Below are 25,771 nucleotides of genomic sequence, written 5' to 3' on the forward strand. Positions count from 1 at the left end.
TAAAGCAGCTCAGCGACTCTTTTAATTAGTCTAAGCGCTCTTTTACATAACGGCCCGGCGCGGGTTCTATCGGTTTGAAAGTAGCATTTCCATGCGTTTTAGACGCGGCAACCTGCTCACCTGAAAATGGAATCAGCCATTGGCTCCAATCCTGCCACCAGCTGCCAGGCCGGGATTCAGCACCTTCAAGCCACGCTTCTGCATCACCCGATAAATCTTCATTTACCCAGTAATTACGCTTATTTGCTTTTACCGGATTAATCGCGCCTGCGATATGGCCGGAAGCCCCAAGTACGTAGCGCAGCGGGCCTTTAAAAATACGTGTGCTTAAATATGCAGATTGCCATGGCACAATATGATCTTCACGCGCCGCAAAAATATAAGTAGGCGTAATGATCGTGGTTAAATCAATCGGCACACCGCAAAGGCTGAATGAATTAGGCTTGGTAAGATTGTTTTCCAAATACATATTTCTTAAAAAGAAAGTATGCATAGGCAAGGCCAGATTAGCCGAATCGTTATTCCAGTAGAGTAAATCAAATGGCGCAGGTGTTTTGCCCTTCAGATAATTATTAACCACGTAATTCCAGATCAGATCATTTGAGCGTAAAGCAGAGAAAGTACGTGATAACTCTTTACCACCAATCACACCACCTTCACTTAACAGGGCCTCACGCTTGCGGATCAGATTCCAGTCAATAAAGTGCTTGATATCACCCGGCTCAGTATGATCAATCATTACGGTCATTAAAGTAACCGATTCAATCCAATCCAATCCACGCGCCTGCATTACCGGCATGGCAGTAGAAACCAGCTCGCCGCCAATGCAGAAAGACAGCACATTTATTTTTTCTGCCTTGCCAATTTTACGCACCACATCACACGCGGTGATCACGCCGTTTTCAACGTAATCATCCCACTCAAGGTGGCCCATTTCAGGCGTGACCGATTTCCAGGAAACCAGAAAGGTTTTAAAACCCTGGCTCACAGCATAGGCAACAAGAGAATTATCAGGCTGCAGATCCATGATGTAGTACTTGTTTACACATGGCGGCACAATCAGGAGGGGGCGAGAATAAACTTTGGCGGTAGAAGGGGTGTATTGCAGTAATTGGAAGAGATCATTTTCGAAGACGACTTGTCCGGGGCTGATGCCCAGATTTTTTCCGACCTCAAACTGAGATTCATCCGTCATGGTGATAGTGCCTTTCTGCATATCCGCCATTAACTTCTTCATGCCTTCCTGCAAGCTTTCACCTTTACTCTCCAAAGCCAGCTTCATTACTTCAGGATTTGTAAAAGCAAAATTTGCCGGGCTCATTGCATCGACATACTGGCGGGTAAAAAAGCTCATTTTCTCGCGAGCGGCATCATCCGTATGCGCTTGCTCAACCATTTGCAAGAGCCAGCGGGAAGTCACCAGATAATTCTGTTTGATGTAATCAAACAGTGGTTGCTCCCATTCCGGCGCATTGAAACGGCGGTCCCCTTTCTCCGGGACGGCTACGGGTGCTTTTTCTTTGGCACCAATCAGCCCCAGCCACAAATCAAGCTGCTGTTTATAAAAATCGCTGTGTTGTGCGATAAAAGGATTACTTTGCGTCAGACCGGTCATTATCTGCTGCATAGGTGCCAGGTCAGCGGCTGGCTCACCTGGTTGTGAAAGGTTAACCCAGCTTTGCAACAGTTTCTGGTTGGTCTCAGTAAGCTGCTGGAAGAATTCATCCATCGATTTGTTATTAAACATCGGTTTTCTCCGAAAGCAACTCGAAAGGAACACCATTCTAGCAAGTTATTGCTGCACCGCAACAACTAACTAGCGTCAGTAAAATAAAAACGTGAAAAATTATTCTAATCCCATTTCTAACAAATCGTACCGTACTATTTGATTTAACATGACATTTTAAAAATCATTGCGTAAAATAAGAGCACAATTATGAAGGATGACGGTGCCATGTTCCGGCCATCCCTAGCCTCGGAGTTACTATCTCATGCTGTACCGCATTTTTTCCTGCTGCACTCTTGTTGCAGCGCTGGGCCTGACGGCGCCAGCCTTTGCGGCGGCACATACTGACCATAAAACGGTCACAAAAACGTCAGCAAAGAAATCAGCAACCCAAACAACAAAAAATACTTCAAAAGCTAAAACAACAAAAACCAGCAAAGCGTCTAAAAAATCGAATACCAAAACATCAAATAAATCCGAAAGTGTTGCAAAACAAGGCAATAAGCATGTTACAAGCCGTGCGATTGCCAATGCCCGCAAAGATGTTTCGATTTCACGCGCTTTAGCTTTATCCACCACGCTGGATAATCCGGGAGTGCAATCAGCAGGTGTGCTGGTGCTCAATGAGCAAAATGGCGAAATCATGTATGAAAAAAACGCCGATTCGCTCACCCCAATTGCTTCTATTACCAAATTAATGACGGCAATGGTGACGCTTGATGCGCAACTGCCATTAAATGAATTACTCACCATCAGCCAGGCTGATGTGGATACTTTAAAAAACACCAGCTCGCGCCTTACCGTGGGTACAACACTCACCCGTGGTGAATTACTGCTTTTAGCGCTGATGGCCTCTGAAAACCGGGCGGCCTCTGCATTAGCCCGCACATTTCCTGCAGGCCAGGCGGTTTTTATTCGAAAAATGAATGAAAAAGCGCTGTCATTAGGAATGAAAAACAGCCGGTTTTATGATTCAACAGGCTTAACACCTAATAATGTTTCCACCCCACGTGAATTAGCTTTAATGGTTAAAGCGGCGCACCGCTATCCTGAAATTCATGATTTCACAACCAGCAGCGAATATAGCTTTATCTCTAATCAATCAGGCAGGAATATGGCGTTTCACAACACCAACCCGCTGGTTAAAGAAGTCGATTGGAATATTGGTGTATCAAAAACCGGCTTTATTAATGAAGCAGGCCGCTGCTTAGTTATGCAAGCCACCATTAATGGCACGCCAGTAGTGATTGTATTGCTCGATTCAAATGGCAAATACACCCGTATCGGTGATGCGCAACGTGTTCGCAAGTGGATTGAAACCACATCGCTGAGCAAATCACGCGCTGGCTGATATTCAGAGCACTAAAAAGCCCGAATTAATTCGGGCTTTTTAGTGGCTGCGTGCAAAATCAGGTGTTTTTCTGAATCACAATCTTGGGAAACTTGCTGGAGAAATCCTGTGATTTAGCCGCAATTTTAACGGCGGTTTTACGGGCAATGGCTTTATAAAGCTCAGCAATTTTGCCATCAGGATCGGCAACGACCGAAGGCTTTCCGGCATCTGCATTCAGGCGGATCGATAAATCAAGCGGCAATTGGCCCAGTAATTCGATCCCATAATCAGCCCCCATTCTGGCCCCTCCCCCCTCGCCGAAAATAGGCTCGGCATGCCCGCAATTGCTGCAGATATGCACGCTCATATTTTCTACCAGGCCCAGAATAGGTACGCCCACTTTTTCAAACATTTTAATGCCCTTACGCGCGTCCAGCAGGGCAATATCTTGTGGCGTGGTCACGATAACAGCACCGGTTACCGGCACTTTCTGGCTTAAAGTGAGCTGAATATCGCCGGTGCCTGGTGGTAAATCAATCACCAGATAATCTAAATCACCCCAAAGTGTTTCATTGAGTAATTGCGTTAATGCCTGCGTAACCATAGGGCCGCGCCAAACCATAGGCTGTTCGGTATCAATTAAAAATCCAATCGACATCGTTTTAATGCCGTGATTTTCAACCGGCAAAATATATTTGTTTTCTACGGCTTCAGGCTTTTGTTCGGCCACGCCCATCATAGTGGGCTGCGATGGGCCATAGATGTCGGCATCCAGCAAACCCACACTTGCGCCTTCTGCCGCTAAAGCCAATGCCAGATTCACTGCCGTTGTCGATTTACCCACCCCACCCTTGCCACTTGCCACCGCAATAATATTTTTAATGCCTTTTTGCAGCGGCAGGCCGCGCTGTGCGGAATGAGCAACAATATGACTGGAAACTTTCAGCTGAACCGAACTCACACCTTCCACAGCCTTTAATGCCTGCTCAATTTGAGCCGAAATTGCAGCGAACTGGCTTTTAGCCGGATAGCCAAGCTCAACTTCAAGACTAGCCACACCCTGGGCAAATTTTAAATTTTTAATACATTTAGCAGAAACATAATCACGGCCCGTATTGGGATCAATAACAGAGCTAAGGGCTGCAAGTAAGAGGTCGGGCATGGCAGATGTTCCAGTGGTCTTACGAAAGAGACGGTCAAGAAAGGTCATAATCAACTTGGGGCAATAAATTTAAATGTACCAGAGGGGCTACTTACAAGGCTGGCGGCACATCAAACCTTGCTCAATCAGAAATATGGGGATGATCAGGCGCATTTCAAGCCGCCTGAATACCGGTTCAGGCGGCCATCAGGCTTACTTCTTCAGGCAGTTGCTCATAAATGCTTTGCGCTCATCGCCCTTCTTACCTGTTGCATCTTTATTACACTGCTTCATTTTATCCTGCTGCGTCATTGCAGGAGCCGAAGCAGGAGCAGCTTTCAGGCAAGTACTCATAAATGCTTTACGCGCATCGCCTTTTAAAGACTGAGCTCCGGCATCTTTATTACACGATGCCATTTTCTCCTGCTGAGGCCCGGCGTAGGACGTTGCAGCAAAAGCCAGTAGCATTACACCACCAAGCAGACTCTGTTTTAACATAACCCTCTCCTGAAAAAAGTGTTTTACTGATTAAAATTGATTACCCAGCATCAAATAGTAACGCAATTTTTTATTATCGCCGTAAGCCGCGCCTAAATAAAACGGCCCCAAATAAGTATCCGCTGCCCAGAACCCCGTAACAGATGTATGCCAGCCTTCCTGTGTCTCATCCAGCACATTAAACATCCGGCCCGTCTCGATGGCGGCTCCCAAATAACTGCCGCCTACACTTAAGCCCAATAATGAAACAGGAGAATAAAGCTGCGCTTTTGCATAAATTGAGTTTTCACCCAATAACTCATTTTTACGATAACTGGACAGATTTAAAAACCCGCCTAAAGACTGAAAATCAGGCAAAAATGGCGCATCTTTGTAGCTATAGCTCCCCTGTACGGCCAGATTCCCTTTTACACCATTAAAATTAAACGCGTGCTCTGCTTCTATACCAATCCGGCCATATTTACTAAAATCACCCTGCCCTTTTAATGCGTAATAAGCATTGATATTGACCAGATCCCCCTTGCCAGGGAAATAAAGGTGATCCAGCTGATCGTAATAAACTTTCAGATTAACGCCATAATCCCCATCGGTACTGTCTGAAGCAATTGCAGCACCAATTTGCTTAGCCGCATCAAAATGCTGATAAGAAACACCTAATCTCACCTCACCAAAGCGAGTCAGGCTGGAGCCAAGATCAAGCCCGAAACGGGATTGTGCATAGCGATATTGAGCAAGGTTTTCTCCGCCTTGCCAAATGGAAACAGGGCTTGATTTATAACTGAATGAAGGCGCAATAAAGGCATAACCATCGAGCTGTAAAGGCTGATAAAACTCTGTCTGAAAAGCCATTGTGTCGCCCACCCGAAGAGAAGACTTCCACTCTGCCCCCAGAGAATTAATCCAGGTTCGCTTATACATTGCGGTTAATGCATAAGGATTATTGCCTTCAAAATCGGTCCCCATACCCATACCAAAAGACAGGTAATTAGGGCCCCAGTCTTTTTCCCTTGGCACCAGCGTTAATTGCTGTGCGCCATCATGATCAGTCAGCTCATAATCCAGCTGAGAAAAATCACCGCGTGCATAGACTTCTGCCAGGCGCTTATGAAAATCATCGCTGTTTAATTTCTGCCCAATTTGCACATCGAGCGCTTCTTTCAGCACATCCGGATTCACATTACGCATCGGCACAACGTCCACCATTTGCACGGGCTGAGGCTGGAGCTTGTGCGCTAATTTATTTTTTTTCCATGCTGCATAATCTGCTTCAGATAAGGAATACTTACTCAGCTGATATAAGCTCAGCGTTGCAGCTTCTTCTCCCTTCGCAATAAATTCCTGGCCCTTTTTGAAATCTGCCGAGCTTAAAGTACCTAAATTAGGCGTAATTAAAACATCTGTCGGTTTTAAGCTTTCTAATTGTGGCTTCACATTTTGCGCCACCATTAAACGGGTATATTGATCAGCCGTACTTAAAATGCTATTGATCTGATCCCGGTTTAAAGGCTGCGCGCCCACATCCACAGCAATGATCACATCGGCACACATCGAACGTGCCACATCTACCGGCACATTTCTGGCAAGGCCGCCATCAACTAATAAACGCGAATCCCGCGCTACGGCCGGAAATAAGCCAGGTACAGCCATACTGGCACGCATTGCGGTCACAATATCGCCATCTTTAAGCACCACCATTTCGCCCGTTTCAATATCAGTAGCGACCGCCCGATAGGGAATGCTCAGAGAATCAAACGAGGCAATAGTCCCGCCAAAAGTCATTTCACGTAAAAACAAGGCAATTTTCTGAGTACTGATTGCTGCAGAAGGCAAAGCCACTTCGCCACTATCCCGCATGCCCAGCTCTATCCCCACCAGATTAAGCTTATCGTCCTGTTTTTTTCTGACCGCACTCAATTGGCGCGGCAAGCTTGAGCTGAGTAAATCATCCCAATTTGCTTCAACAGCCCTGCTGGCTAATTCTTCCGGAGTACGCCCGGCTGCGTAGGCCCCGCCCACCAGGGAGCCGATACTGGTTCCTACCACACAATCAACAGGCACACGGGCTTCTTCCAGGACTTTCAGTACACCAATATGGGCTAAACCCCGTGCGCCGCCACCGCCCAGCACCAGCCCGATCCGGGGGCGTTCGGCTGAAAACGCCTGCAGGGAAACGCAGCTGAAACCCAGTACGATGATAAATGCAGATTTACTCAGAAAACTTCTGGCACGAAGCATGCATCGCATCCTAAAATTGAAATATTCATTTTTTCCAAGAGTGTAACCGATTCTATGTTGCGACTTGCACATCGCGGTTTACACCGCACAGCCCCAGAAAACACGCTTGCGGCTTTTGCTCTGAGCTTAACGGCCGGCTTTGCTGGAATAGAAACAGATGTACGCTTATCTGCAGATGGGGAAGCCGTTTTATATCATGACCGCAATGCACCCGATGGTACGGCCGTAGCCACATTAAACCGCAGCGAATTATCCCATTTATCCGGTTATATCGTCCCGACTTTATCTGAAGCACTCGATGCGTTTCCTGATGCCTATTGGAATATTGAAATCAAAACGCCCTCTGTTTTACCTGAATGTCTGGCTATTTTGAACAACTATATCCATAACAGGCAACTTCTTATCAGCTCGTTTCACCACGAAGTTGCACTCCATATTGAAAAAGAGCTTCATCTGGATTGTGCTTTTTTAATTGCACACCGCCCGGCACAATTAAACGAATTTCTATTGTCTGCCATGCCACACCCGCGCCTGCGCACCCTCATATGGGATTATGAAGTGCTTGATTTGGAATTACTCAATCAAAGCTATGCACAGGGTTTTAATAATTTTGTTTATGGCGCTCAGACAGAAAAAGAGCATCTTATTTGCAACGCCTTTCCCCTGCAGGGCATGATCACTGATTACCCGGAGTTCGTTGGCCTGACACCGGGGTTTGCACGCCAGTAGCTTTAATCATAAAAATGATAAAAATCACCTGAAAAGGTAAGAAAATGAAGCTCCGTTTATTATCTAAGGCAATCGCATTCAGCCTGATGCTGGTGCCTCTCAGCTATGCCAGCGACCCGATTAAAATCCGCCTTTCCAATCAGGAATGGGCCCCTTATATGGGCAAAGATTTAGCTGAATTTGGCATTTTATCCAAGCTGGTGTTCGAAGCCTTTGCCCGTGAAAATGTGCAGGTCAGCTACGAATTTTACCCAAATAACCGCACGCTTGAAGTGGCCAGAAAAGGCATTCTGGATGGCAGCTTTGGCTGGGCTATTTCGGCCGAAAGACAAAAAGATTTGCTCTATACCGACCCGGTACTTTCAGCCACCATGGTATTTTTTGAAAGAATTAATGATAAAAAACCATGGAAAAAATTAAGTGACTTAAAAAACAACCGGATTGGAGTCACACTGGGAAATTACTACTCAGATGAATTTGCTCTTTTAGAAAAGCAAAAAATTTTAAATACAGACCGGGCGGCCGATGATTTAACAGGCTTCAGAAAACTAATTGCCGGCCATATTGATTTATTTCCCATTGATATTGAAGTAGGCCAATATTTATTACAGCATAACTTTGCACCGGAAAAACGCGTTCAAATCACCTGGCAAAAACAACCTTTCTGGCTGGCCCCAATGCATGTGGTTATCTGGAATAAACATCCGCGTGGTAAAGAATTAATTGACAGGTTTAACAGTGGTTTAAAAAAACTGAAAGCAAGCGGTGATTTTCAAAAAATCGTAGATGAAACACGAAATAAAATCAATCAATAAAAGCATTTGATAAGTAAGCAGGCTGGAAAAAATACCATTTACATTGCCGGGCAAATATCTGCCGGGCAGCGTTGCTTAATCACCATGATATAAAAATGCAGCTTATCCCGCCACGCTTACAATAAAAGCCGTAAAATACAACTCTTCCCGCTTTTGTAGAATCTGCACCATGCTGCCTTCAATTCACCAACGTATTGCCACCGAAATTGCCTGCCGCGAAGCACAAGTGATTGCTGCTGTCAGCCTGCTGGACGATGGAGCCACCGTGCCATTTATTTCCCGCTACCGCAAAGAAGTCACCGGCGGGCTGGATGACACCCAGCTGCGCAATCTGGAAGTGCGCCTTGGCTATTTACGTGAATTGGAAGAGCGCAGAATTGCCATCATTAATAACATCACCGAACAGGGCAAGCTGAACCCTGAATTAAAAATACAATTACTCAGCGCAGATAATAAACAGCGCCTTGAAGACCTTTACCTGCCCTTTAAACAAAAACGCCGCACCAAGGCGCAAATAGCCAGAGAAGCGGGCCTTGCACCACTGGCAGAGCAACTGCTTGCCAATCCGCAGCTCAGCCCTGAACAAGCCGCCAGCGCATTTATCAATGCAAAGGCAGAGATCAAAGATGCCAAAGCTGCGCTTGATGGCGCGCGCGCAATTTTGATTGAAACCTTTAGTGAAGACGCGGAGCTGATCGCCCGGCTGCGCAGCTTTTTGCAAGGCAATGCCAGCAGCAAAACATCGGTGATCGCAGGCAAAGAAGCTGAAGGCGCTAAATTTGCGGATTATTTTGATTACCACGAAAAAATCTCTGCCATGCCTTCGCACCGTATTCTGGCTATTTTGCGCGGCAGAAACGAAGGCATTCTGAATTTATCAATTCTATTACCCGAAGAATTAGCCGCCAGCCTTGCAAACGAAAAAACGCGAAACAGCGCACCCAATATTTGCGAAATGCGTATCGCAGAGCGTTTTGGCATCAAAAACCAGGACAGGCCTGCAGATAAATGGCTGATCGATACTGTAAGACAATGCTGGCGCACCAAAATCTTTTTAAGCCTGGAATCCGAGCTGTTAAGCCAGCTGAGAGAGCAGGCTGATATTGAGGCCATTAAAGTATTCGCCAGCAATATGAAAGATCTGCTGCTGGCCGCCCCCGCAGGCCCTAAGGTCACCATCGGCCTTGATCCTGGCCTGCTTACCGGCGTAAAAGTAGCCGTGGTTGATCGCACCGGCAAACTGCTGGACACCGCCACAATTTATCCGCATGAGCCGCGCAAAGCGTGGAATGAATCGCTGGCCACCCTGGCCGCACTGGCAAAAAAACACGGTGCAGAGCTGATCTCTATTGGCAATGGCACGGCCAGCCGTGAAACCGATAAGCTGGCTATCGAGCTGATTAAGCTGATGCCGGAGCTTGCCATGCAAAAGCTGGTGGTGTCTGAAGCGGGCGCATCGGTTTATTCTGCCTCTGAGTTTGCCGCCAAAGAATTTCCTGAGCTGGATGTCAGCCTGCGCGGTGCGGTATCCATTGCCCGCCGCTTGCAGGATCCGCTGGCCGAATTAGTTAAAATCGAGCCCAAAGCCATTGGCGTGGGCCAGTATCAGCATGATGTAAACCAAAACGAGCTGGCACGGATGCTCGATACCGTAATCGAAGACTGCGTGAATGCAGTAGGTGTGGATGTGAATTCGGCATCGGTGCCGCTCTTAAGCCGCGTATCAGGCCTGAGCGCCACCATGGCGGCGAATATTGTGGCCTACCGCGATCAGCACGGGGCTTTTGCTGAGCGTAAAGCGCTGCTGAAAGTGCCACGCATCGGCGATAAAAGCTTTGAGCTGGCAGCCGGATTCCTGCGCGTGATGGCGGGAAAAAACCCGCTGGATGCTTCTGCCGTTCACCCGGAAGCCTATCCGCTGGTAGAAAAAATCATCGCTAAAGTGGGCAAAAACATTGGCCAGATTATTGGCGACAGCAGCCTGCTTAAAAGCCTGAATCCAGCCGAATTAGCCGACGCGCAATTTGGTGTGCCCACCATTAAAGATATTCTGACCGAGCTGGAAAAACCCGGCCGTGATCCCCGCCCGGAATTTAAAACCGCCAGCTTTCTTGAAGGTATTGAAAAAATTGCCGATTTAAAGCTGGATATGGTGCTGGAAGGCGTTGTGACCAATGTAACCAACTTTGGCGCATTTATTGATATTGGTGTGCATCAGGATGGCTTAGTGCATATCTCGGCGCTATCCAGCCGCTTTATTAAAGATCCGAGGGAAGTGGTTAAAACCGGTGATGTGGTCAAAGTTAAAGTGGCTGAAGTTGATGTCGCCAGAAAACGCATTGCGCTGACCATGCGTTTAAGCGGCAGCGCCACGCCAGGTGGTGAACCGGTGAAGCAAAGCATGACAGCCAGGGATAAAAAAATAGTTGAACGTCAGCCGGAAGCACAGGGTGCGATGGCTGCGGCACTGGCAGCTTTAAAAACCAAGCGCTAAAAATAGACGAAAAAAAAGGCAGCCACTAGGCGGTGGCTGCCAATCCTGCTCCTGATTCCGTCCCCGTGACAGAAGATATGGCCCGGTAGCTGGCCAGGGCATTTTCTATCCTTTGCGGATGGCGGACTGAAGACGCCGCCATATCCTGCCTTGCAGAGTTCATGGCCAGCTGAGGCCAATATAGTGCAGAAGCCATCAGCATTTGCGACAGCAGCAATTGCGTATCAAGCGTCTTTGTTTCCAGCACACTCCGGTGCACTTGCAAATCCAGCGGCTGTGACTCATCCGCCTTCAGCTCACTGATTTCATCTTTGAAAGCGCTTTTTTCCGTGCGCGCAGCCATCCTTTGCAGGGAAAACTGCTGCCTGTTGTGCACGTCATCCTGTTGATTACGTACACTTCCGCTTGCCGGTGAAGTTTGAATTTGGGTATCCATCTCTGCATCATCAACGATTTTTCCGATTGATGACCAGGAAGGATTACCCAAAGCGATGGGTAATTTTTCTTTATATTACAAGAGGATATGAGACAAAGCGAAGCCAGATCCCACTGAAACCGCCGAGCAGACAAGGCCTGGCAGCATAAAGCTGTGATTCAGTAAATACTTGCCAATCCCGGTTGTACCCGTGCGGTCAAAGTTAATTGCAGCGATCACAGTTGGGTAATTAGGGATAAAGAAATAACCGTTTACACTAGGAAACATCGCAATTAAAGCCGGAGCAGGAATCCCAAGGGCAATCCCCAGGGGAAGCAATGCGCGAATCGTTGCGGCTTGTGAATACAATAAAATCGACATGCCAAATAAGGCGATTGAAAACAGCCATGGCTGAGCAGTCACAATCTCTTTCACCGAGCCGGAAAACAGCGCCATATTGGCTTGAATAAAAGTGTCGCCCATCCATGCCACACCAAAAATCCCGATCACTGCAGCCGAGCCAGCCCTGAATACCGAGCCCTTCACAACTTCATCTGGCTTCACTTTGCAAAAGAGCAACATCAAAGCTGCTGCAGACAACATTACAATCTCAATTGCCTGCGCCATATTCAGCTGCACGCTTTTGCCTGCTACCAGCCACTCTGGCCTGAGTGCCGGAAAAGTACCCAGCATCACCACAGAAAACACCGCCAGTAAAAACAGCCATACCGAACGGCTGGCTTCCTTTGGTAAAGCCAGGCGCTCCTCAGCTTGCAAAGCCTGAATTTCACCCCGCTCTAATCTGCCACGATAAACAGGATCAAGTTTCAGCTCGCAGCCCTGATGGCTGGCCGCAAATGCCCCGGCCATCGTCCCCATCAGAGTGGCAGGAATGGCAATCATCAGAATATCGCCTAAATGAATTCCGGATGGTGAAAGCAGCGAAAGCAAGGCGACTGTTGCTGCAGAAATGGGGCTGGCTGTAATAGCGGCCTGCGATGCAATCACAGCAATCGATAATGGGCGCTCAGGCCGTACACCCGATTCATGTGCAACCTCGGCGATGACCGGTAAAACCGCATAAGCCACATGGCCGGTACCTGCGAAAAGCGTAAAAAAATACGTTACCAATGGCGCATAAAAGGTGATGCGTTTTGGATCGCGGCGCAGCAGTTTTTCAGCGATACGCACTAGAAAATCCATCCCCCCCGCGGCTTGTAAACAGCCCGCCGTTGTGATTACGGCAATAATCATAAGCATTACATCAATTGGCGCAGTTGTAGGCTGCAAACCAAAAATAAATACCAAAATGGCCAAACCCAAACCGCCCATTACCCCCAGGCCGATTCCAGAAAGCCTGGCACCCAGTAAGATTGCGGCAATCACCACCAAAAACTCTAGTGCAATCACAATATATATCCTCAAAAATTCTATTTGCTATATTGCCATGGCCCGCAATAGCACAAGCTGAGGCAGCGCAAACCCGGCCGATATAGGCTGAGCCCAACCGCAGGTCTGTGCCGGGGCGCTTCAGCATTGAAGGCAGAGCCTAAGCAGAGTATGGTTTAAGAGAGGATTGTCTTGGGAGTAAATATCATGGCTTTAGGAATTTCTGCTAACTTGCCATCGCTCAATGCACAGAATAGTTTAAACAGCACAGCGCTGAGCAAATCACTGAGTGAGCTGTCTTCAGCCAAACGCAGCAGCCAGGCCGACCCGGCCAGCACCGTGCTGATTGAGCAATTTGCAGCACAAATTGCGGGCAGCAACCAGGCCAGATCCAATTTAAACGACGGTATTTCGCTGACTCAGGTTGCTGACGGCGCCTTAAGCACCATTCAGGATAACACCCAGCGTATTCGTGAGCTGACCATTGCTGCGGGGAACGACACCCTCAGCCCCCAAGACAGGGCCGCCATCCAGGAAGAATCCAATCAGCTGTCTTTAGCTAATAGCGATATTGTGCAAAACACCAATTTCAATGGCACTGCTTTGTTACAGGGGCAGGGAAATTTAAATTTTCAGGCGGGTGCCAATGCCGGTGACCAGCTTGCGCTGTCAAGGCCAGATCTGACAAAACTTAACAGCAGCAACGGCCAGATTGATTTATCCAGCGCAGCAGCAGCCGGGCAGGCTTTATCCAGGCTGGACAGTGATTTAGCTTCTGTTTCCAGCGCCCGCTCCGATTTTGGTGCGGTCAGCAACCGCCTGACAGCCAGCGCGGCTAATTTGCAAAACCGCTCTGAAAACCTTTCTGCGGCAAAAAGCAGAGTAGCCGATACCGATTACGCCGCCGCAACCGCAAACCTTGTACAGCAACAGGTTCGTGCACAGGCCAATATCGCGGCTCAGGCTCAGGCCAATGCCGCCCCGCAGCAAGTGCTCTCACTTCTTCGCTCATAAATAAAAACGCGGCACTTTAAAGTGCCGCGTTTTTTTTCAGACTACAGCAACATCCTGAACCACACGATTACGCCCGGACGTTTTTGCCAGATAGAGCTGAATATCTGCCCGCTGATACAAAGGGCTGGCATCTGAGCCGTGCGATGCAGCGATTCCCATACTGACCGTAACATATTCAGAAATTGTTGAGGTCTGATGCGGCATTTTAAGCGAAAGCACAGTTTTTCTGATTCGCTCTGCCACAATATATGCCCCCTCCAGGCTGGTTTCCGGTAATAAACAAGCAAACTCTTCCCCGCCAATTCTGGCGGTTAAATCAGCCGGGCGTCGCAATTCTGCTGCAATCACCGCAGCAATCCGCTTTAAACATTCATCACCCGCAGGATGGCCATAATAATCATTAAAGTGCTTAAAAAAATCGACATCAATGAGCACCAGAGAAAGCTGCCCGCCCTGCCTTTGTAAACGCTGCGTTTCCTGCTTCAATGCTTCATCAAAATGCCGGCGGTTGGCAAGGCTGGTTAAACCATCCGTAATGGCCAGACGATGCAAAAGCTCTCTTGTACGCTTCATTTCCAGCTGATTACGAATGCGGGCCTTAATACTCAGTGCCCGGCAAGGCTTCACAATATAATCAGCCCCGCCCACGGAAAAGCCTCTTTCCTCCTGCTCAGGGTCCCCCAGTGAAGTCACAAAGATCACCGGAATATCCAACGTTGCAGGGTCTTCTTTCATTCTTTGGCAAATGGCATAGCCATTCATATCGGGCAGCATCACATCCAATAAAACCAGATCAGGTTTAGGCAGCTCTTTCATTGCGGCTAATGCATCCTGGCCGCTCACAGCGAATCGCAATTCGTACTGATCATCCAGCATCACAGCCAGCAATTCAATATTACTTGGTTCATCATCGACAACTAAAAGAATAGGCTGGTGAATCAAGACTAGCTCCGGTACATTGAACAAAATTTAAAACTTGCTGCTGGCATATGATACATGAATACTATTTCAATCAGACTAAGTCTCTTTTAATATCAATAGATTGCAATGTTTCTCTGGCACTTTGATAATCCAGCTGATCCAAAGCCATACTCATTTGCATTGCTTTATCTTTATCCAAACGTACTAAGCCAGCTTGAAACTTCATAAAACACTTTCGTGCACTCAGGCTTCTTAGCCTGAGTAATTCATCTAATTCCTGCAAATCATCAAGAGAAAGCCGGATATCCCCTAAAACGCCCTGCAAAGCAGGTAGATTTCCATCTGCCAGCCAGCCACTAATACTGCTCACCACCTCTTTTAAATCTCTGTCTAAACCGCAAATTAAATCTTCAATTGAGGTATTTGAACTATGCAGCTGATCCTCTATTTGTTGAGAAATTTGATAAACCTTCCCTGCCTCTAATGTACCCGCGACCCCTTTTAAAGAATGCGCAAGACGCTCAGCCTCATAAAGCTGGTTAGCGTCAATCAACTGCCGCAGGCGGGCTGGTGTATCAAGATATTGCTCTCTTAGTCTTGGCAACATTCTTTTAAGTAAAGCAAGGCTGCCAAGGCGATCAAGCGCTTTTTCCAACCCCAAACCGGGCAAATCCGGCAAGCTGGCAATCATTTCATCGGTTTTTAATAAAAGCTGGGGCTGATGGCTCAATTTATTGGTCCAGTGCAGTAATACTTTTAATAAGTGCTGCGGATTAATCGGCTTAGCTAAGTGATCATTCATGCCAACTTCCAGGCAACGACGTCGCTCTGCTTCCATCGCATGAGCGGTTAAAGCAATAACAGGCAATTCAATGGCGGATAATTGAGTACGGATAATGCGTGTGGCTTCCATGCCATCCATTTCAGGCATTTGTACATCCATCAAGACAACATCATATGTTTTCTGCTGATTTAAAATCAAATCCAGCACTTCTCTGCCGTTTCCAACAGCCTCTACAGAAGCGCCTAATGAGCTCAATAAAGAAACGCTCATTTCACTTAAAAGCGGCGTATCTTCAGCCAATAGAATTTTAACGCCATGCAGCGGTTCTCCTTTTATTTCCGGATAGCCCGCTGTTTTATTCACAGAAAGGCGGTTCAAATCCAGGCTGCGGCTGATAGTTTCATACAAAGAAATAGCGACAATAGGCTTACTTAATGAATAAACAAATGGCCTGGCCCCCCAATGCCCCATCACTTCTTCATGACTTAAAATCGTGGTCAGCAGGATAATCGCCATATCCTCACGGCTGCCCCACAATTTTTGCATGACTTCTGGTTTAGCCTGATCAAAGATACAGGCATCCACAATCAGCAAATCAAAAGGTGAAGCATTGCTTTGCATCTGTGTTATCACTTCAAATTCCGAGCATGCATCACTGACATGCATGCCCATTTTTTCCAGATACAAACATAATTGAATCCGGCTTGCAGGATGCTGATCGGCAATCAGCACACGGCGATCCGGAAACTGTGGAATCACATAATCATGCGAGCTTATTTTTTTCAGGCAGAGGGTAAAATGAAAGACAGATCCTTTGCCCTGAGTACTCTCAACGCTGATATCCCCCCCCATAATATGAGCCAGTTGTTTGCTGATTGCCAAACCCAGGCCCGACCCGCCAAAACGCCGGGTAGTCGATGAATCTGCCTGAGTAAAAGGGCTGAATAAACGAGCCAATACATCCGGGCTGATTCCAATTCCTGTATCATAAATACTGAATTTCAATTCACACAGATCATCTCCTTTATCACGAGATAAAACCGCAAGCTCAACTTCACCCTGATCTGTAAATTTTATGGCATTATTAATTAAATTAAGTAAAACCTGCCCTAATCTGAGCGAATCCCCAATAAAGCACTGCGGTACATTGACATCAACACTATATATCAGTGCTAATTTTTTATTTTCAGCCTGAATAGCCGCAACACCCGCCAGATTTTCCAGCAATAAACACAGATTAAACTCCGATTCTTCTAATTCTAATTTTCCAGCTTCAATTTTAGAAATATCCAGAATATCATTAATAACACCCAGCAGCAGATTGGCTGATGACTGAACTTTTGATAAATAATCTTTTTGCCGGTTGGCAAGCGGGGTATCCAGCATTAAATGGGTATAGCCTAAAATAGCCGTTAAAGGCGTTCTGATTTCATGGCTCATATTCGCCAAAAAATCCCCTTTAATCTGTAAAGCCGCTTCTGCCTGATCCCGGGAAATGATGAGCTCTTCTGACTGGGTTCTCAGTAAAATGCTTGCATCTCTGAATACCAGCAAGCTCTTTGCCATAACAGATATCTCATCCTGCCCTGCCACATCGATATCCACATCAAACTGACCTTTTGCAATGCTTTGCATATTTTCCGATAAAACAACCAATCTTGAGCTGATTCTTTTTCTGATATAAACAGAACCGATCCCAAAAGAAATAATCATACTAAACAAGGCAAGGCCCGCTAACAGCCATGTACTTTTTTCGAGGCGGACAGACAGCATGAACATTTCATCATTTAATTCATGCTTAATCGTTTGTCCTGTCAGCTCGGCATGATTAAGCAAAAGCTGCATCGCGCTTCTGTTTTTTACAATAAGCTGCTGCAATTCATTATTTAATTTTAATCTTTTTAAGCTGACGGAAAAAACACCCTCATTTTTCTCTGTCAGGGCAAGCATATTATTCAATTCACGCTTTAATATCCCGGCCCCTTCCCCCTGATTAATTTTCCCTAAAATAGTTTTTGCATTTTCTGTGGTTTGAATAAAAGAACTTTGTATTTCTTCAAGACGAATCACGCTTGGCGCATTTGCGGCCTGAGTAATCAGGCTGGCTAACAGCAAAAAATCTCCCCGAAAATGTTGTACCGCACTCAGTGAAGACACCTGCTCTGCCACCAAAACAACCACAGCATTGGTCGAATCCAGGGTGATCTGATCACTGCGGGAAATCATTTTTATAGTAATTTGATTAATTAATGGCAGCAGCACTCCATCAAATGCGGCTACTGCGCGCGCCACATCTTTGCGTGAATCTGCCATTGGAGCTTGTAAGCTGGTGGCCAAATTGTTCCCTGCCTCCTGGGCCAGGGGGTCCGCTTTTTGCAGATGTACCTGAATGCCCGCAAGCAGGCTGGCACTTCGCTTACGTAAGGAAGTTTCTCCCTGCTCACCAGCGATGGCCATCAGGCGGAACGCATCTGCCCTTGCCTGCTGCAGTGCATTTAATTCTGAAAATTCATTATCAATCAGTGAATGCACAGAAGCACCTGCTGCAACGGATGCCTTACGCGTTGCAGACAATAATTCCGCATTTTTTGCCATCAGAACAGGGTCGATCGCATCCAGAAAGCGCTGCTGCACATCACCAGCCTGCTGCAGAATATTATTTTTGCGCTCGTCCAAATCTAATTGCTGGCTGACCAAATCTGCCGTTAATGGCACATTTTTTGATAATTCCACCACCAGAACCGACAGCTTTTCTGCCTCGCTCGGGCGGCTGGCCATCAGGTCATTAATTTGTCTGGGCAAATCAGCAAGAGCCAGCTTTGCTCTGGATAAAGCACTGTCTCGTGCAGGGATATTCTGCGCATTGGCAAGGCTTGCCAATGCAGAAGAGAACTCTAAGCTGCTGGCCTCCAGCCTGGCCGAAGCAAGGGAAGCCGGAAAACTCTGCTTAGCCACAATTGAATAGGTACTGTCTACCGAGTGAAAAACCCACAATGCGGCACCAGATGCCAGCAGCGTGGTTGCAGCCACAGCACCAAAAGCCAAGCGTAAACGCAGCGCAATCGACTTTCGAAATGGGCCTTCTTGTGCTTGCATTCCCCCTCGCTCCGGCGGCCAGTCATCCTTAATAAAGCAGCAGGCTTTTAATTGTCTGCAATCTTGCAATTGATATTAATATATACCTCATAAACATTCACTTAAATTTCCAAATTCTTACAAACAAAAATTTTTTTATGATTTTAAAATCATTCAAAAATACGCTATGAAGGTAGTTTATGTGCAATCAATTTCTGGAGTCTGTCATGTCTAGCTCTTCTTACATGTTTGCAAATGTACCTTCTAATTCAGGATCATTACGTGCAGCTTATGAAGCATGGCTAAAAGCCCGCTCACCACAGCAGACTGAACAGAAATCTTCTCCTTCAGCCAATATCCGCGTTGGCATCGTAGGTGCGGGGATGGCCGGGCTTTATTCTGCTTTACTACTGAAAAGCCGGGGTATAGATTGCCGTATTTTTGAAGCCCACCCGGATCGCCTTGGCGGCCGCGTTTATACCCACCGCTTTAATCAGGAAGCCAATCAGTATTTTGAAGCGGGGGCCATGCGCCTGCCACAAACGCCGGAGCAACAGCCTGTATTTGACCTGATTCATTATTTAAATGAACAAATCCCCCCTGAATCTAAAATAGATTTAATTCCTTACCAGCTTTACGATCCCACTGGCAACCTGGTTTATGTGAATGGTAAACGTGCATTTGGCGGTGCCACCATGACACTTAATTACGCCAATGAGCACCCGGAAGCACTGGGATTTAATCTTGCCCCGGAAGATCGTAATAAAACGGCCTCTCAGCTGTTAGATGAAGTATTGCAGCCGTTTTTTGATTTGCTTGCCGTTAATTTTGATCTCGGCTTTGCCAAAATTGTGCAATACGATAATTATTCGCTCTATACCTACCTGACTGAAATAGCCGGCTGGAGTATGGAGAAAGTCAATTATGTAGAAGTCATGAATTCTGCCAGTAATCAGTTTCAAAGCAGCTTTACAGAAATGGTGATTGAAAGCATGGATTTCTCCGGCGCGAAATGGAGCACCATCGCCAATGGAATGGACAGGCTGCCCAATGCCTGCGCCTCTCTCATCGGGGCAGAATCCATCACCATGAATGCGCCGGTGCGACAAATAGAAAACCTGCAGGATGGCCGTGTTGCGATCCATTATGGCGACAGGGGTGAATTTGATACCTTTGACCGTGTGATTCTTGCCCTTCCCCCTGCTGCACTGCGCATGATTGCTACCCCACAGTGGTCGCCCACTAAATCACAAGCGATTCGCAGCATGCATTTTGAGCCGCTGTATAAAATTGGCCTGCGATTTAAAACCCGCTTCTGGGAGCAATTACCGCAAGCCGCTATGGGCGGGCAATCCAGCAGCGATCTGCCTATGCGCTGGTGTGTCTATCCTTCTTACGGTTTAGGCGATGCCGGAGCAGGCGTTTTGCTGCTGTATTCGTGGATGACGGACGCCTATAACTGGTTGCCACAGAGCCCGGAAGAGCGTCTGCGATTAGCCCTCAGAGACTTACAAACGCTGTATCAGAATACCGTTGATATTAACGGGCAATTTATCGAATCCTTTGATGTAGCCTGGCCTTCGGAATGGGCCACAGGGGATGCGATGTTTTATCCGGGACAATTCAGGCAGCTTTTTAATACTGCCCGCCAGCCTGAGCAGAATATTTATTTTGCCGGTGAGCATTTAAGCGTTCACCACACATGGATTGTGGGCGCACTGGATTCTGCCCTTTATGCCTGCCAGCAACTTCTGGGAGATGAAACACTCGAGCCGCTGCACCCATCCCAAACGCCGCTCACCCCGCATCTTCACGATTACAGCCAATGTGTAGCTGCCCCCTTTCTTCATCGCTAAGGACAAAGCCATGCTGCGCAAATCGTTGCTAATTTTAACTTTTCTGCTCAGCAATCAGCTCCGGGCTGAAGAAGAGTTTGCTCCCGAGCCATTAAAAGCCATTGGCTCCTGGAGCATGCTCAGCCAGTTTAAAGATTATGAAAAACCGTTCTGGACTGAGCAACTGCCAAAGCTCAGTGAGGGCAGAATCAAGGTTCGGCTCAATGCCTTTAATGAAGTAGGTCTAAAAGGCAGTGAAGTGCTGCGCCTGATGAAGCTGGGCATGACAGACTTTGGCACAACTATTTTGTCGTATATCTCCGAGCAGGATCCGCGGGCTGAGGCCGTGGATCTGGCAGGACTGACCACAAGCGCAGAAATGGAGCATCGTGTTGTAAACAGCTACAGCCCGGTGCTCAAACAGTATTTTGAACAAAAACACGGCATAAAGATGCTTGCCATGTGGCCTTATTCTGCACAGCTGCTGATGTGTAATGAGCCCATTAAAAATCTGGAAGGTCTAAAAGGAAAAAAAGTAAGAGTCAGCATGCGCACCACCAGCGACCTGATTGAAGCCTATGGCGCCGTTACGCTCAGTGTTCCTTTTGATCAGGTTTATCAGAAAATGAAAGATAAACAGCTCGATTGCCTGATTACCTCGGCATTGGCTGCACACACGGCACGTTTTTATCAGGTAGCAACGCATATTTATAATTTGCCATTAGGCTGGAGTGTGGTCATGCTGGGCGTGAATCAGGCCTCATGGGCTCAGATTGATATTCAGGACCAGAAAATAATCGAAGCAGGCATTAACCGCCTTGCAGAAGATTTATGGCAGGTTGCCGATAAACAAACCGCGCTCGGGCTGGCTTGTAACACGGGGAAAACATGCTCTCTGGCCGAGCAAGGCTCAATGACGCTGATTAACCCCACAAGTGGTGACGAGGCTCGCCTTGCTAAAACAGTGCGCCAAGTTGTACTCCGGCGTTGGGCAGAGCGCTGTGGCAAAGATTGCGTAGCAGAATGGAATAACAGCATAGGAAAAATACTGAATATCACGCTGCAGCCCTAGAATTGTGAATGAAACGTCAACAACCCCCAGAGTAAAAAAGTGTGTCCGCAACTTGCATTTTACAAAAAAACAACCGCCGGGCCGCAGTGCACAAAAAATAGGCAAGCCATTTTTATTCAAAAAATACAATGAGTTAGCATTTAAGCTAACAGCTTATCCACAGACCGGCACCACCTTTTGGGGGATAAAAGCCACAATGTCCACAAGTGATTTAAGCCGCTGCGCATGGTGCAGCAGTGACCCGCTTTACCAGAATTATCATGACGATGAATGGGGCCAGCCACTCTTTGATGATCAGGCACTGTTTGAGCTTTTATGCCTTGAAGGCGCTCAGGCAGGCCTGTCGTGGATCACGGTACTGAAAAAACGTGAGCACTACAGGGTAGTATTTGATCACTTTGATGCAAATAAAATAGCCGCTTACGATGCAGATAAAATAACCAGTTTACTCAGCGATGCCGGCATTATCCGCAACCGGGCTAAAGTCGCCGCCTTTATCAGTAATGCAGCAGCCTATCTGCAATTAAAACAAGAAGGACGCTTCAGCGATTTTCTATGGTCTTTTGTAAATGGCAAAACGATTGTCAATCAATGGGCAAACATCGCCGATACCCCCGTTGCCACAGCAGAATCAATTGCCATGAGTAAAGCCTTAAAAAAACGCGGCTTCAAATTTGTTGGCCCCACCATTTGCTACGCCTTTATGCAGGCCAGCGGCATGGTGGATGACCATAGCCCAGGCTGCTGGAAACGAACCCAATCTGTTTAAGATGGGCAAAATGATTCCACACTCTGTAAAAAAACCTGTACAGCCTGTTTACTGCTGATTAAACAAGCAGCCATGGCCGGCTCAGCCCGCCCGCCATGGCTGAGGTAAAACACATGCTCCTACAACAAGTACCTTCTTATTATTGCAAGGAGCCCGCTGCACTAAACAAGCACCCGCATTCTTTATCCAGCCTGATCATATTCAATTGATTGCAGTCATTCATTTTTATCCCCCTTTTTTGTAAGACTCTGAAAATTAATCAAACAAAAATGATAAAGACCTTGTTAGCCAGTTCATAATCTCCTATGAAAAGAATAAGGAGCCTTGTGCACAGACACAAAGGTGCCTGGCAAGCCATATCCTGTGGTATTGCACAGCAGCAAGGACAATTGCGTGCATGACTCCCTTACGGCCATCCCTGATCATTTCCTCAGTAAATGGCAAAATACAATCAATGTAATGGCCAGCCTCTTTAATGTGCCTGCTGGTTTAATGATGCGTGTATTGCCCGGGCAAATTGAAGTCTTACTTTCCAGTGAAACCAAGGGCAATCCTTACGAACACTCGGAAAAAGCCAATTTACATACGGGCCTTTACTGCGAAACGGTCATGGCAAGCCAGGATTTATTACATGTGCCTAATGCGCTGGAAGATGAACATTGGAAAAACAACCCGGATGTTGCTTTAAATATGATTTCCTATCTTGGTGTACCACTCTTATGGGAAAAAGATGAGGTATTTGGCACCATTTGCGTGCTTGACAGTAAAACGCGCCATTTTCAAAAAAAATATTTTAATTTATTGTGGGAAATAAAAAAAAGCATAGAAGCGGATTTCAAAATCATCCAGCAACAGGAAAAACTAGCTGCTTTTAATACGAAACTACTCCTTAATAACCAACAGCTCATTATTGCAAAACAGGCAGCAGAATTCGCCAACCAGAGCAAGAGCAACTTCTTAGCCAATATGAGTCATGAAATTCGCACGCCCATGAATGCCATTATTGGCATGTCTTATCTTGTGTTAAAAACAGAATTAAATGCACGGCAAAGTAATTACATCAAAAAAATACAAGGCTCCGGGCAGCACCTGCTTGGCATCATTAACGACATTCTCGATTTTTCAAAAATTGAAGCAGGTAAATTAACGATAGAAGGTATTGAATTTGAATTAGAAAAAGTACTGGATAATGTGGCTAATCAAATCAGTGAAAAAGCCGTCAATAAAGGTTTAGAGTTTATTTTTAATATTGACCAAAATGTTCCGCCCAGCTTATTTGGAGACCCGCTTCGGCTTGGGCAGATTCTGATTAATTATGGCTCAAATGCGGTGAAATTTACAGAAAGGGGTGAAGTTGAAATCATTATTCAAAAAAAAGAAGAATCTGCACAAAGCGTATTACTTTATTGTGCCATACGTGACACCGGCATAGGGCTGACTGAAGAGCAAATCAGCCGTTTATTTCAAAGCTTTTCACAGGCAGATACCTCGATTACCCGCCAATTTGGTGGTACTGGCCTTGGCCTGGCTATTTCTAAAAAACTGATTGAGCTGATGAATGGAGAAACGGGAGTAGAAAGCGAGCCAGGTAAGGGCAGCCTTTTCTGGTTTACTGTCAGGCTTCAAAAAAGCAGCGTTCAAAGCAGGAAATTATTACTATCCAGCGATTTGCAAAATAAACGCGTCTTAGTTGTTGATGATAATAAACAGGCCCGTCTGGTATTAAATAAGCGGCTCAAAAATATGCAATTAAAATCAGATCATGTTTCATCCGGCTATGCGGCAATCGAGGCAATTAAGCAGGCAGATACAAAAAATACACCTTATGAAATTGTGTTTATCGATTGGGAAATGCCTGAAATGGATGGCGCAGAGACCGCCAGACAAATCAAAGCTCTTGATCTTAAATTAATGCCGGCAGTCATTCTGGTCTCTGCTTATGGGCATGAAGATGCCATCAAGGCCACAGAAGGCGCAGTCGTCACCCACACATTAATTAAACCAATCAATGCCTCCCAGCTCTTTGACAGCGTAGTCAGTGCATTAGGTGGAAACATTGAAACGCCATATATCTCCAATCATCAGAATGATTTTGCTTTGCAATTGAATTCAATCCGGGGGGCCCGGATTCTTCTGGTTGAAGACAATCATATCAATCAGGAAGTAGCCCGCGATTTATTAAACTCAGAAGGCTTTATTGTCGATATTGCTGAGAATGGCCTGCAGGCTTTAGAGCAGCTGCAAAAAAGCCACTATGATATTGTATTAATGGATATGCAAATGCCCCTTATGGACGGCTTAGTGGCCACACAGGAAATCAGGAAATTAAATGATTTCAATTCATTAGCCATTGTGGCAATGACAGCCAACGCCATGCAGGGTGATCGGGAGCGCTATCTTGCCGCTGGCATGAACGACCACGTAACCAAACCTATTAACCCTGAAGAACTATGGAAAGCTCTGCTTAAGTGGATTAAGCCAGAATACATCGTGCCGGCAACACGCCTCGTTATTTCAGAACTCTGCGCACAAAATGAAGAAATAGCCATTCCCTCAGAGATTAACGGGCTCGATATTGATTTAGGGCTTAAACGTGTATTTGGTAAAAAGAAACTTTATCTCTGTATTTTAAATCAATTTATAACAGAGCAAAAAGACTGTATTCCTAATCTTTTTCATGCAATGACAAACAGAGACTGGCCCACTGCAGAGCGTATCGCCCATACGCTAAAAAGTGTTGCCGGGCTGATTGGAGCAGAGCGCATCCAGAAACAAGCAGAGCAAATAGAAACAGCACTGCGCCAGGGGCATACCCATCAGCAAATCAGGCCCCTGCTCAACAAAATAGCTCATCCACTGGGCCATCTTATTACAGAGCTGGAGCATAAACTCCCTAAACAACAAGATCAGTCAAATATAATAATTGACCCTCAGAAACTAAAAGAAGTCTGCCACCAGCTTGTTTATTTGCTGGAAGATGGTGATTCCGAATCGATTAATCTGTTTAAAGCCAATGCAAGCCTTTTACATACCGCATATCCAAAACACTTTCGCATCATCAATGAAAAAATACAGTCATTTGATTTTGATATCGCACTGGAAGCCTTAAAAATTGCGATGAGTGCAGCAGAATGCTAGATCAGCCGCCTTCTACATTACTCATTATTGATGATTCAGCCACAAATCTCACCATGCTCAGCAGCCTGCTGCAGGATCAATATAAAGTAAAAGTAGCCATTAATGGAGAGAAAGGCTTAAGGTTAGCCAAAGCATCACCGCCCGATTTGATTTTGCTCGATATCATGATGCCTGTTATGGATGGTTTTGAAGTTTGTATTCAGCTTAAAAATAATCCTGGTACTGCTCATATCCCAATTATTTTCTTATCAGGAAAAAACGAAATAAGGGATGAAGAAAAATGCAGGCAACTTGGCGCAGCGGGCTATATTGTGAAGCCCATTGATCCAGACAAGCTCTTATTAAGTATTCAGCAGCAACTGCTAAAAAAACAAGGTGCCTAGCCAAC

18 protein-coding genes are annotated in these 25,771 nt (G+C 46.3%); 10 read left to right on the forward strand and 8 right to left on the reverse strand.

Going from position 1 to position 25,771, the window contains the following annotated elements; genetic code table 11:
* Positions 1–25 precede the first annotated feature (25 nt).
* A complete protein-coding gene (locus HA050_RS16695; protein WP_166828626.1) occupies positions 26–1,747 on the reverse strand; it encodes a PHA/PHB synthase family protein in 1,722 nt (573 codons plus the stop codon).
* Positions 1,748–1,991: 244 nt separating this feature from the next.
* On the opposite strand from HA050_RS16695, the gene HA050_RS16700 reads away from it, so the two are divergent.
* Positions 1,992–3,077, forward strand: coding sequence for a serine hydrolase (locus HA050_RS16700; RefSeq protein ID WP_166828629.1), 1,086 nt, complete (start codon positions 1,992–1,994; stop codon positions 3,075–3,077).
* Between the two features lie 58 nt (positions 3,078–3,135).
* On the opposite strand, the gene apbC is transcribed toward HA050_RS16700, so the two are convergent.
* The 3 genes from apbC to HA050_RS16715 form a co-directional block, all read right to left on the reverse strand.
* Entirely contained in the window at positions 3,136–4,221 is a 1,086-nt protein-coding gene (gene apbC, locus HA050_RS16705; RefSeq protein WP_166828631.1) for an iron-sulfur cluster carrier protein ApbC, read from the reverse strand.
* A gap of 192 nt (positions 4,222–4,413) precedes the next feature.
* Positions 4,414–4,698, reverse strand: coding sequence for a PsiF family protein (locus HA050_RS16710; RefSeq protein WP_166828634.1), 285 nt, complete (start codon positions 4,696–4,698; stop codon positions 4,414–4,416).
* Positions 4,699–4,728: 30 nt separating this feature from the next.
* The gene (locus HA050_RS16715; protein WP_166828637.1) at positions 4,729–6,933 is read right to left on the reverse strand and encodes a patatin-like phospholipase family protein; all 2,205 of its coding nucleotides are present in this window, start codon (positions 6,931–6,933) and stop codon (positions 4,729–4,731) included.
* A 54-nt stretch (positions 6,934–6,987) separates the two neighbouring features.
* Here HA050_RS16715 and HA050_RS16720 point away from each other — a divergent pair, with 54 nt between their 5' ends.
* The 3 genes from HA050_RS16720 (at position 6,988) to HA050_RS16730 (ending at position 10,971) form a co-directional block, all read left to right on the forward strand.
* Positions 6,988–7,662, forward strand: coding sequence for a glycerophosphodiester phosphodiesterase (locus HA050_RS16720; RefSeq protein WP_166828640.1), 675 nt, complete (start codon positions 6,988–6,990; stop codon positions 7,660–7,662).
* 44 nt (positions 7,663–7,706) lie between these two features.
* On the forward strand, positions 7,707–8,477 hold the full coding sequence (locus tag HA050_RS16725) for a substrate-binding periplasmic protein (RefSeq protein ID WP_166828643.1): 771 nt from the start codon (positions 7,707–7,709) through the stop codon (positions 8,475–8,477).
* Positions 8,478–8,646: 169 nt separating this feature from the next.
* Positions 8,647–10,971, forward strand: coding sequence for a Tex family protein (locus HA050_RS16730; protein WP_166828646.1), 2,325 nt, complete (start codon positions 8,647–8,649; stop codon positions 10,969–10,971).
* 25 nt (positions 10,972–10,996) lie between these two features.
* Here HA050_RS16730 and HA050_RS16735 read toward each other — a convergent pair whose 3' ends face one another.
* Entirely contained in the window at positions 10,997–11,407 is a 411-nt protein-coding gene (locus tag HA050_RS16735) for a hypothetical protein (RefSeq protein WP_166828649.1), read from the reverse strand.
* Positions 11,408–11,482: 75 nt separating this feature from the next.
* Positions 11,483–12,796 carry an anaerobic C4-dicarboxylate transporter family protein gene (locus HA050_RS16740; RefSeq protein ID WP_166828653.1) on the reverse strand — a complete coding sequence of 438 codons (1,314 nt, stop codon included), beginning with the start codon at positions 12,794–12,796 and terminating at the stop codon, positions 11,483–11,485.
* A 186-nt stretch (positions 12,797–12,982) separates the two neighbouring features.
* Here HA050_RS16740 and HA050_RS16745 point away from each other — a divergent pair, with 186 nt between their 5' ends.
* A complete protein-coding gene (locus tag HA050_RS16745; protein WP_166828656.1) occupies positions 12,983–13,789 on the forward strand; it encodes a flagellin N-terminal helical domain-containing protein in 807 nt (268 codons plus the stop codon).
* Between the two features lie 36 nt (positions 13,790–13,825).
* Here HA050_RS16745 and HA050_RS16750 read toward each other — a convergent pair whose 3' ends face one another.
* The gene (locus HA050_RS16750; RefSeq protein ID WP_205836482.1) at positions 13,826–14,731 is read right to left on the reverse strand and encodes a diguanylate cyclase domain-containing protein; all 906 of its coding nucleotides are present in this window, start codon (positions 14,729–14,731) and stop codon (positions 13,826–13,828) included.
* A gap of 70 nt (positions 14,732–14,801) precedes the next feature.
* A complete protein-coding gene (locus tag HA050_RS16755) occupies positions 14,802–18,590 on the reverse strand; it encodes a response regulator (protein ID WP_166828659.1) in 3,789 nt (1,262 codons plus the stop codon).
* A 206-nt stretch (positions 18,591–18,796) separates the two neighbouring features.
* On the opposite strand from HA050_RS16755, the gene HA050_RS16760 reads away from it, so the two are divergent.
* The 5 genes from HA050_RS16760 to HA050_RS16780 all read left to right on the forward strand — a co-directional run bounded on the left by HA050_RS16760 (position 18,797) and on the right by HA050_RS16780 (position 25,766).
* Complete coding sequence (locus HA050_RS16760) at positions 18,797–20,425, forward strand: flavin monoamine oxidase family protein (RefSeq protein ID WP_166828662.1); 1,629 nt, start codon at positions 18,797–18,799, stop codon at positions 20,423–20,425.
* A gap of 10 nt (positions 20,426–20,435) precedes the next feature.
* Positions 20,436–21,476, forward strand: a complete 1,041-nt coding sequence (locus HA050_RS16765) for a TRAP transporter substrate-binding protein (protein WP_166828665.1) — start codon at positions 20,436–20,438, stop codon at positions 21,474–21,476.
* A 196-nt stretch (positions 21,477–21,672) separates the two neighbouring features.
* Positions 21,673–22,245, forward strand: coding sequence for a DNA-3-methyladenine glycosylase I (locus HA050_RS16770; RefSeq protein ID WP_166828667.1), 573 nt, complete (start codon positions 21,673–21,675; stop codon positions 22,243–22,245).
* A gap of 393 nt (positions 22,246–22,638) precedes the next feature.
* On the forward strand, positions 22,639–25,383 hold the full coding sequence (locus HA050_RS16775) for a response regulator (RefSeq protein WP_166828670.1): 2,745 nt from the start codon (positions 22,639–22,641) through the stop codon (positions 25,381–25,383).
* Entirely contained in the window at positions 25,377–25,766 is a 390-nt protein-coding gene (locus tag HA050_RS16780) for a response regulator (protein WP_166828672.1), read from the forward strand. The genes HA050_RS16775 and HA050_RS16780 overlap by 7 nt, the downstream gene beginning before the upstream one ends.
* Positions 25,767–25,771 lie beyond the last annotated feature (5 nt).

Origin of the sequence: Iodobacter violaceini (assembly GCF_011601265.1) — a bacterium.
Lineage (GTDB): Bacteria > Pseudomonadota > Gammaproteobacteria > Burkholderiales > Chitinibacteraceae > Iodobacter > Iodobacter violaceini.

Bases quoted from the DNA above. Each gene is read 5' to 3' on its own strand.
- HA050_RS16725 (WP_166828643.1), top strand. From the start codon at position 7,707: ATGAAGCTCCGTTTATTATCTAAGGCAATCGCATTCAGCCTGATGCTG.
- HA050_RS16730 (WP_166828646.1), top strand. From the start codon at position 8,647: ATGCTGCCTTCAATTCACCAACGTATTGCCACCGAAATTGCCTGCCGC.
- HA050_RS16700 (WP_166828629.1), top strand. From the start codon at position 1,992: ATGCTGTACCGCATTTTTTCCTGCTGCACTCTTGTTGCAGCGCTGGGC.
- HA050_RS16765 (WP_166828665.1), top strand. From the start codon at position 20,436: ATGCTGCGCAAATCGTTGCTAATTTTAACTTTTCTGCTCAGCAATCAG.
- HA050_RS16735 (WP_166828649.1), bottom strand. From the start codon at position 11,407: ATGGATACCCAAATTCAAACTTCACCGGCAAGCGGAAGTGTACGTAAT.
- HA050_RS16720 (WP_166828640.1), top strand. From the start codon at position 6,988: ATGTTGCGACTTGCACATCGCGGTTTACACCGCACAGCCCCAGAAAAC.
- apbC (WP_166828631.1), bottom strand. From the start codon at position 4,221: ATGCCCGACCTCTTACTTGCAGCCCTTAGCTCTGTTATTGATCCCAAT.
- HA050_RS16780 (WP_166828672.1), top strand. From the start codon at position 25,377: ATGCTAGATCAGCCGCCTTCTACATTACTCATTATTGATGATTCAGCC.
- HA050_RS16710 (WP_166828634.1), bottom strand. From the start codon at position 4,698: ATGTTAAAACAGAGTCTGCTTGGTGGTGTAATGCTACTGGCTTTTGCT.
- HA050_RS16745 (WP_166828656.1), top strand. From the start codon at position 12,983: ATGGCTTTAGGAATTTCTGCTAACTTGCCATCGCTCAATGCACAGAAT.
- HA050_RS16770 (WP_166828667.1), top strand. From the start codon at position 21,673: ATGTCCACAAGTGATTTAAGCCGCTGCGCATGGTGCAGCAGTGACCCG.
- HA050_RS16695 (WP_166828626.1), bottom strand. From the start codon at position 1,747: ATGTTTAATAACAAATCGATGGATGAATTCTTCCAGCAGCTTACTGAG.
- HA050_RS16715 (WP_166828637.1), bottom strand. From the start codon at position 6,933: ATGCTTCGTGCCAGAAGTTTTCTGAGTAAATCTGCATTTATCATCGTA.
- HA050_RS16760 (WP_166828662.1), top strand. From the start codon at position 18,797: ATGTCTAGCTCTTCTTACATGTTTGCAAATGTACCTTCTAATTCAGGA.
- HA050_RS16755 (WP_166828659.1), bottom strand. From the start codon at position 18,590: ATGCAAGCACAAGAAGGCCCATTTCGAAAGTCGATTGCGCTGCGTTTA.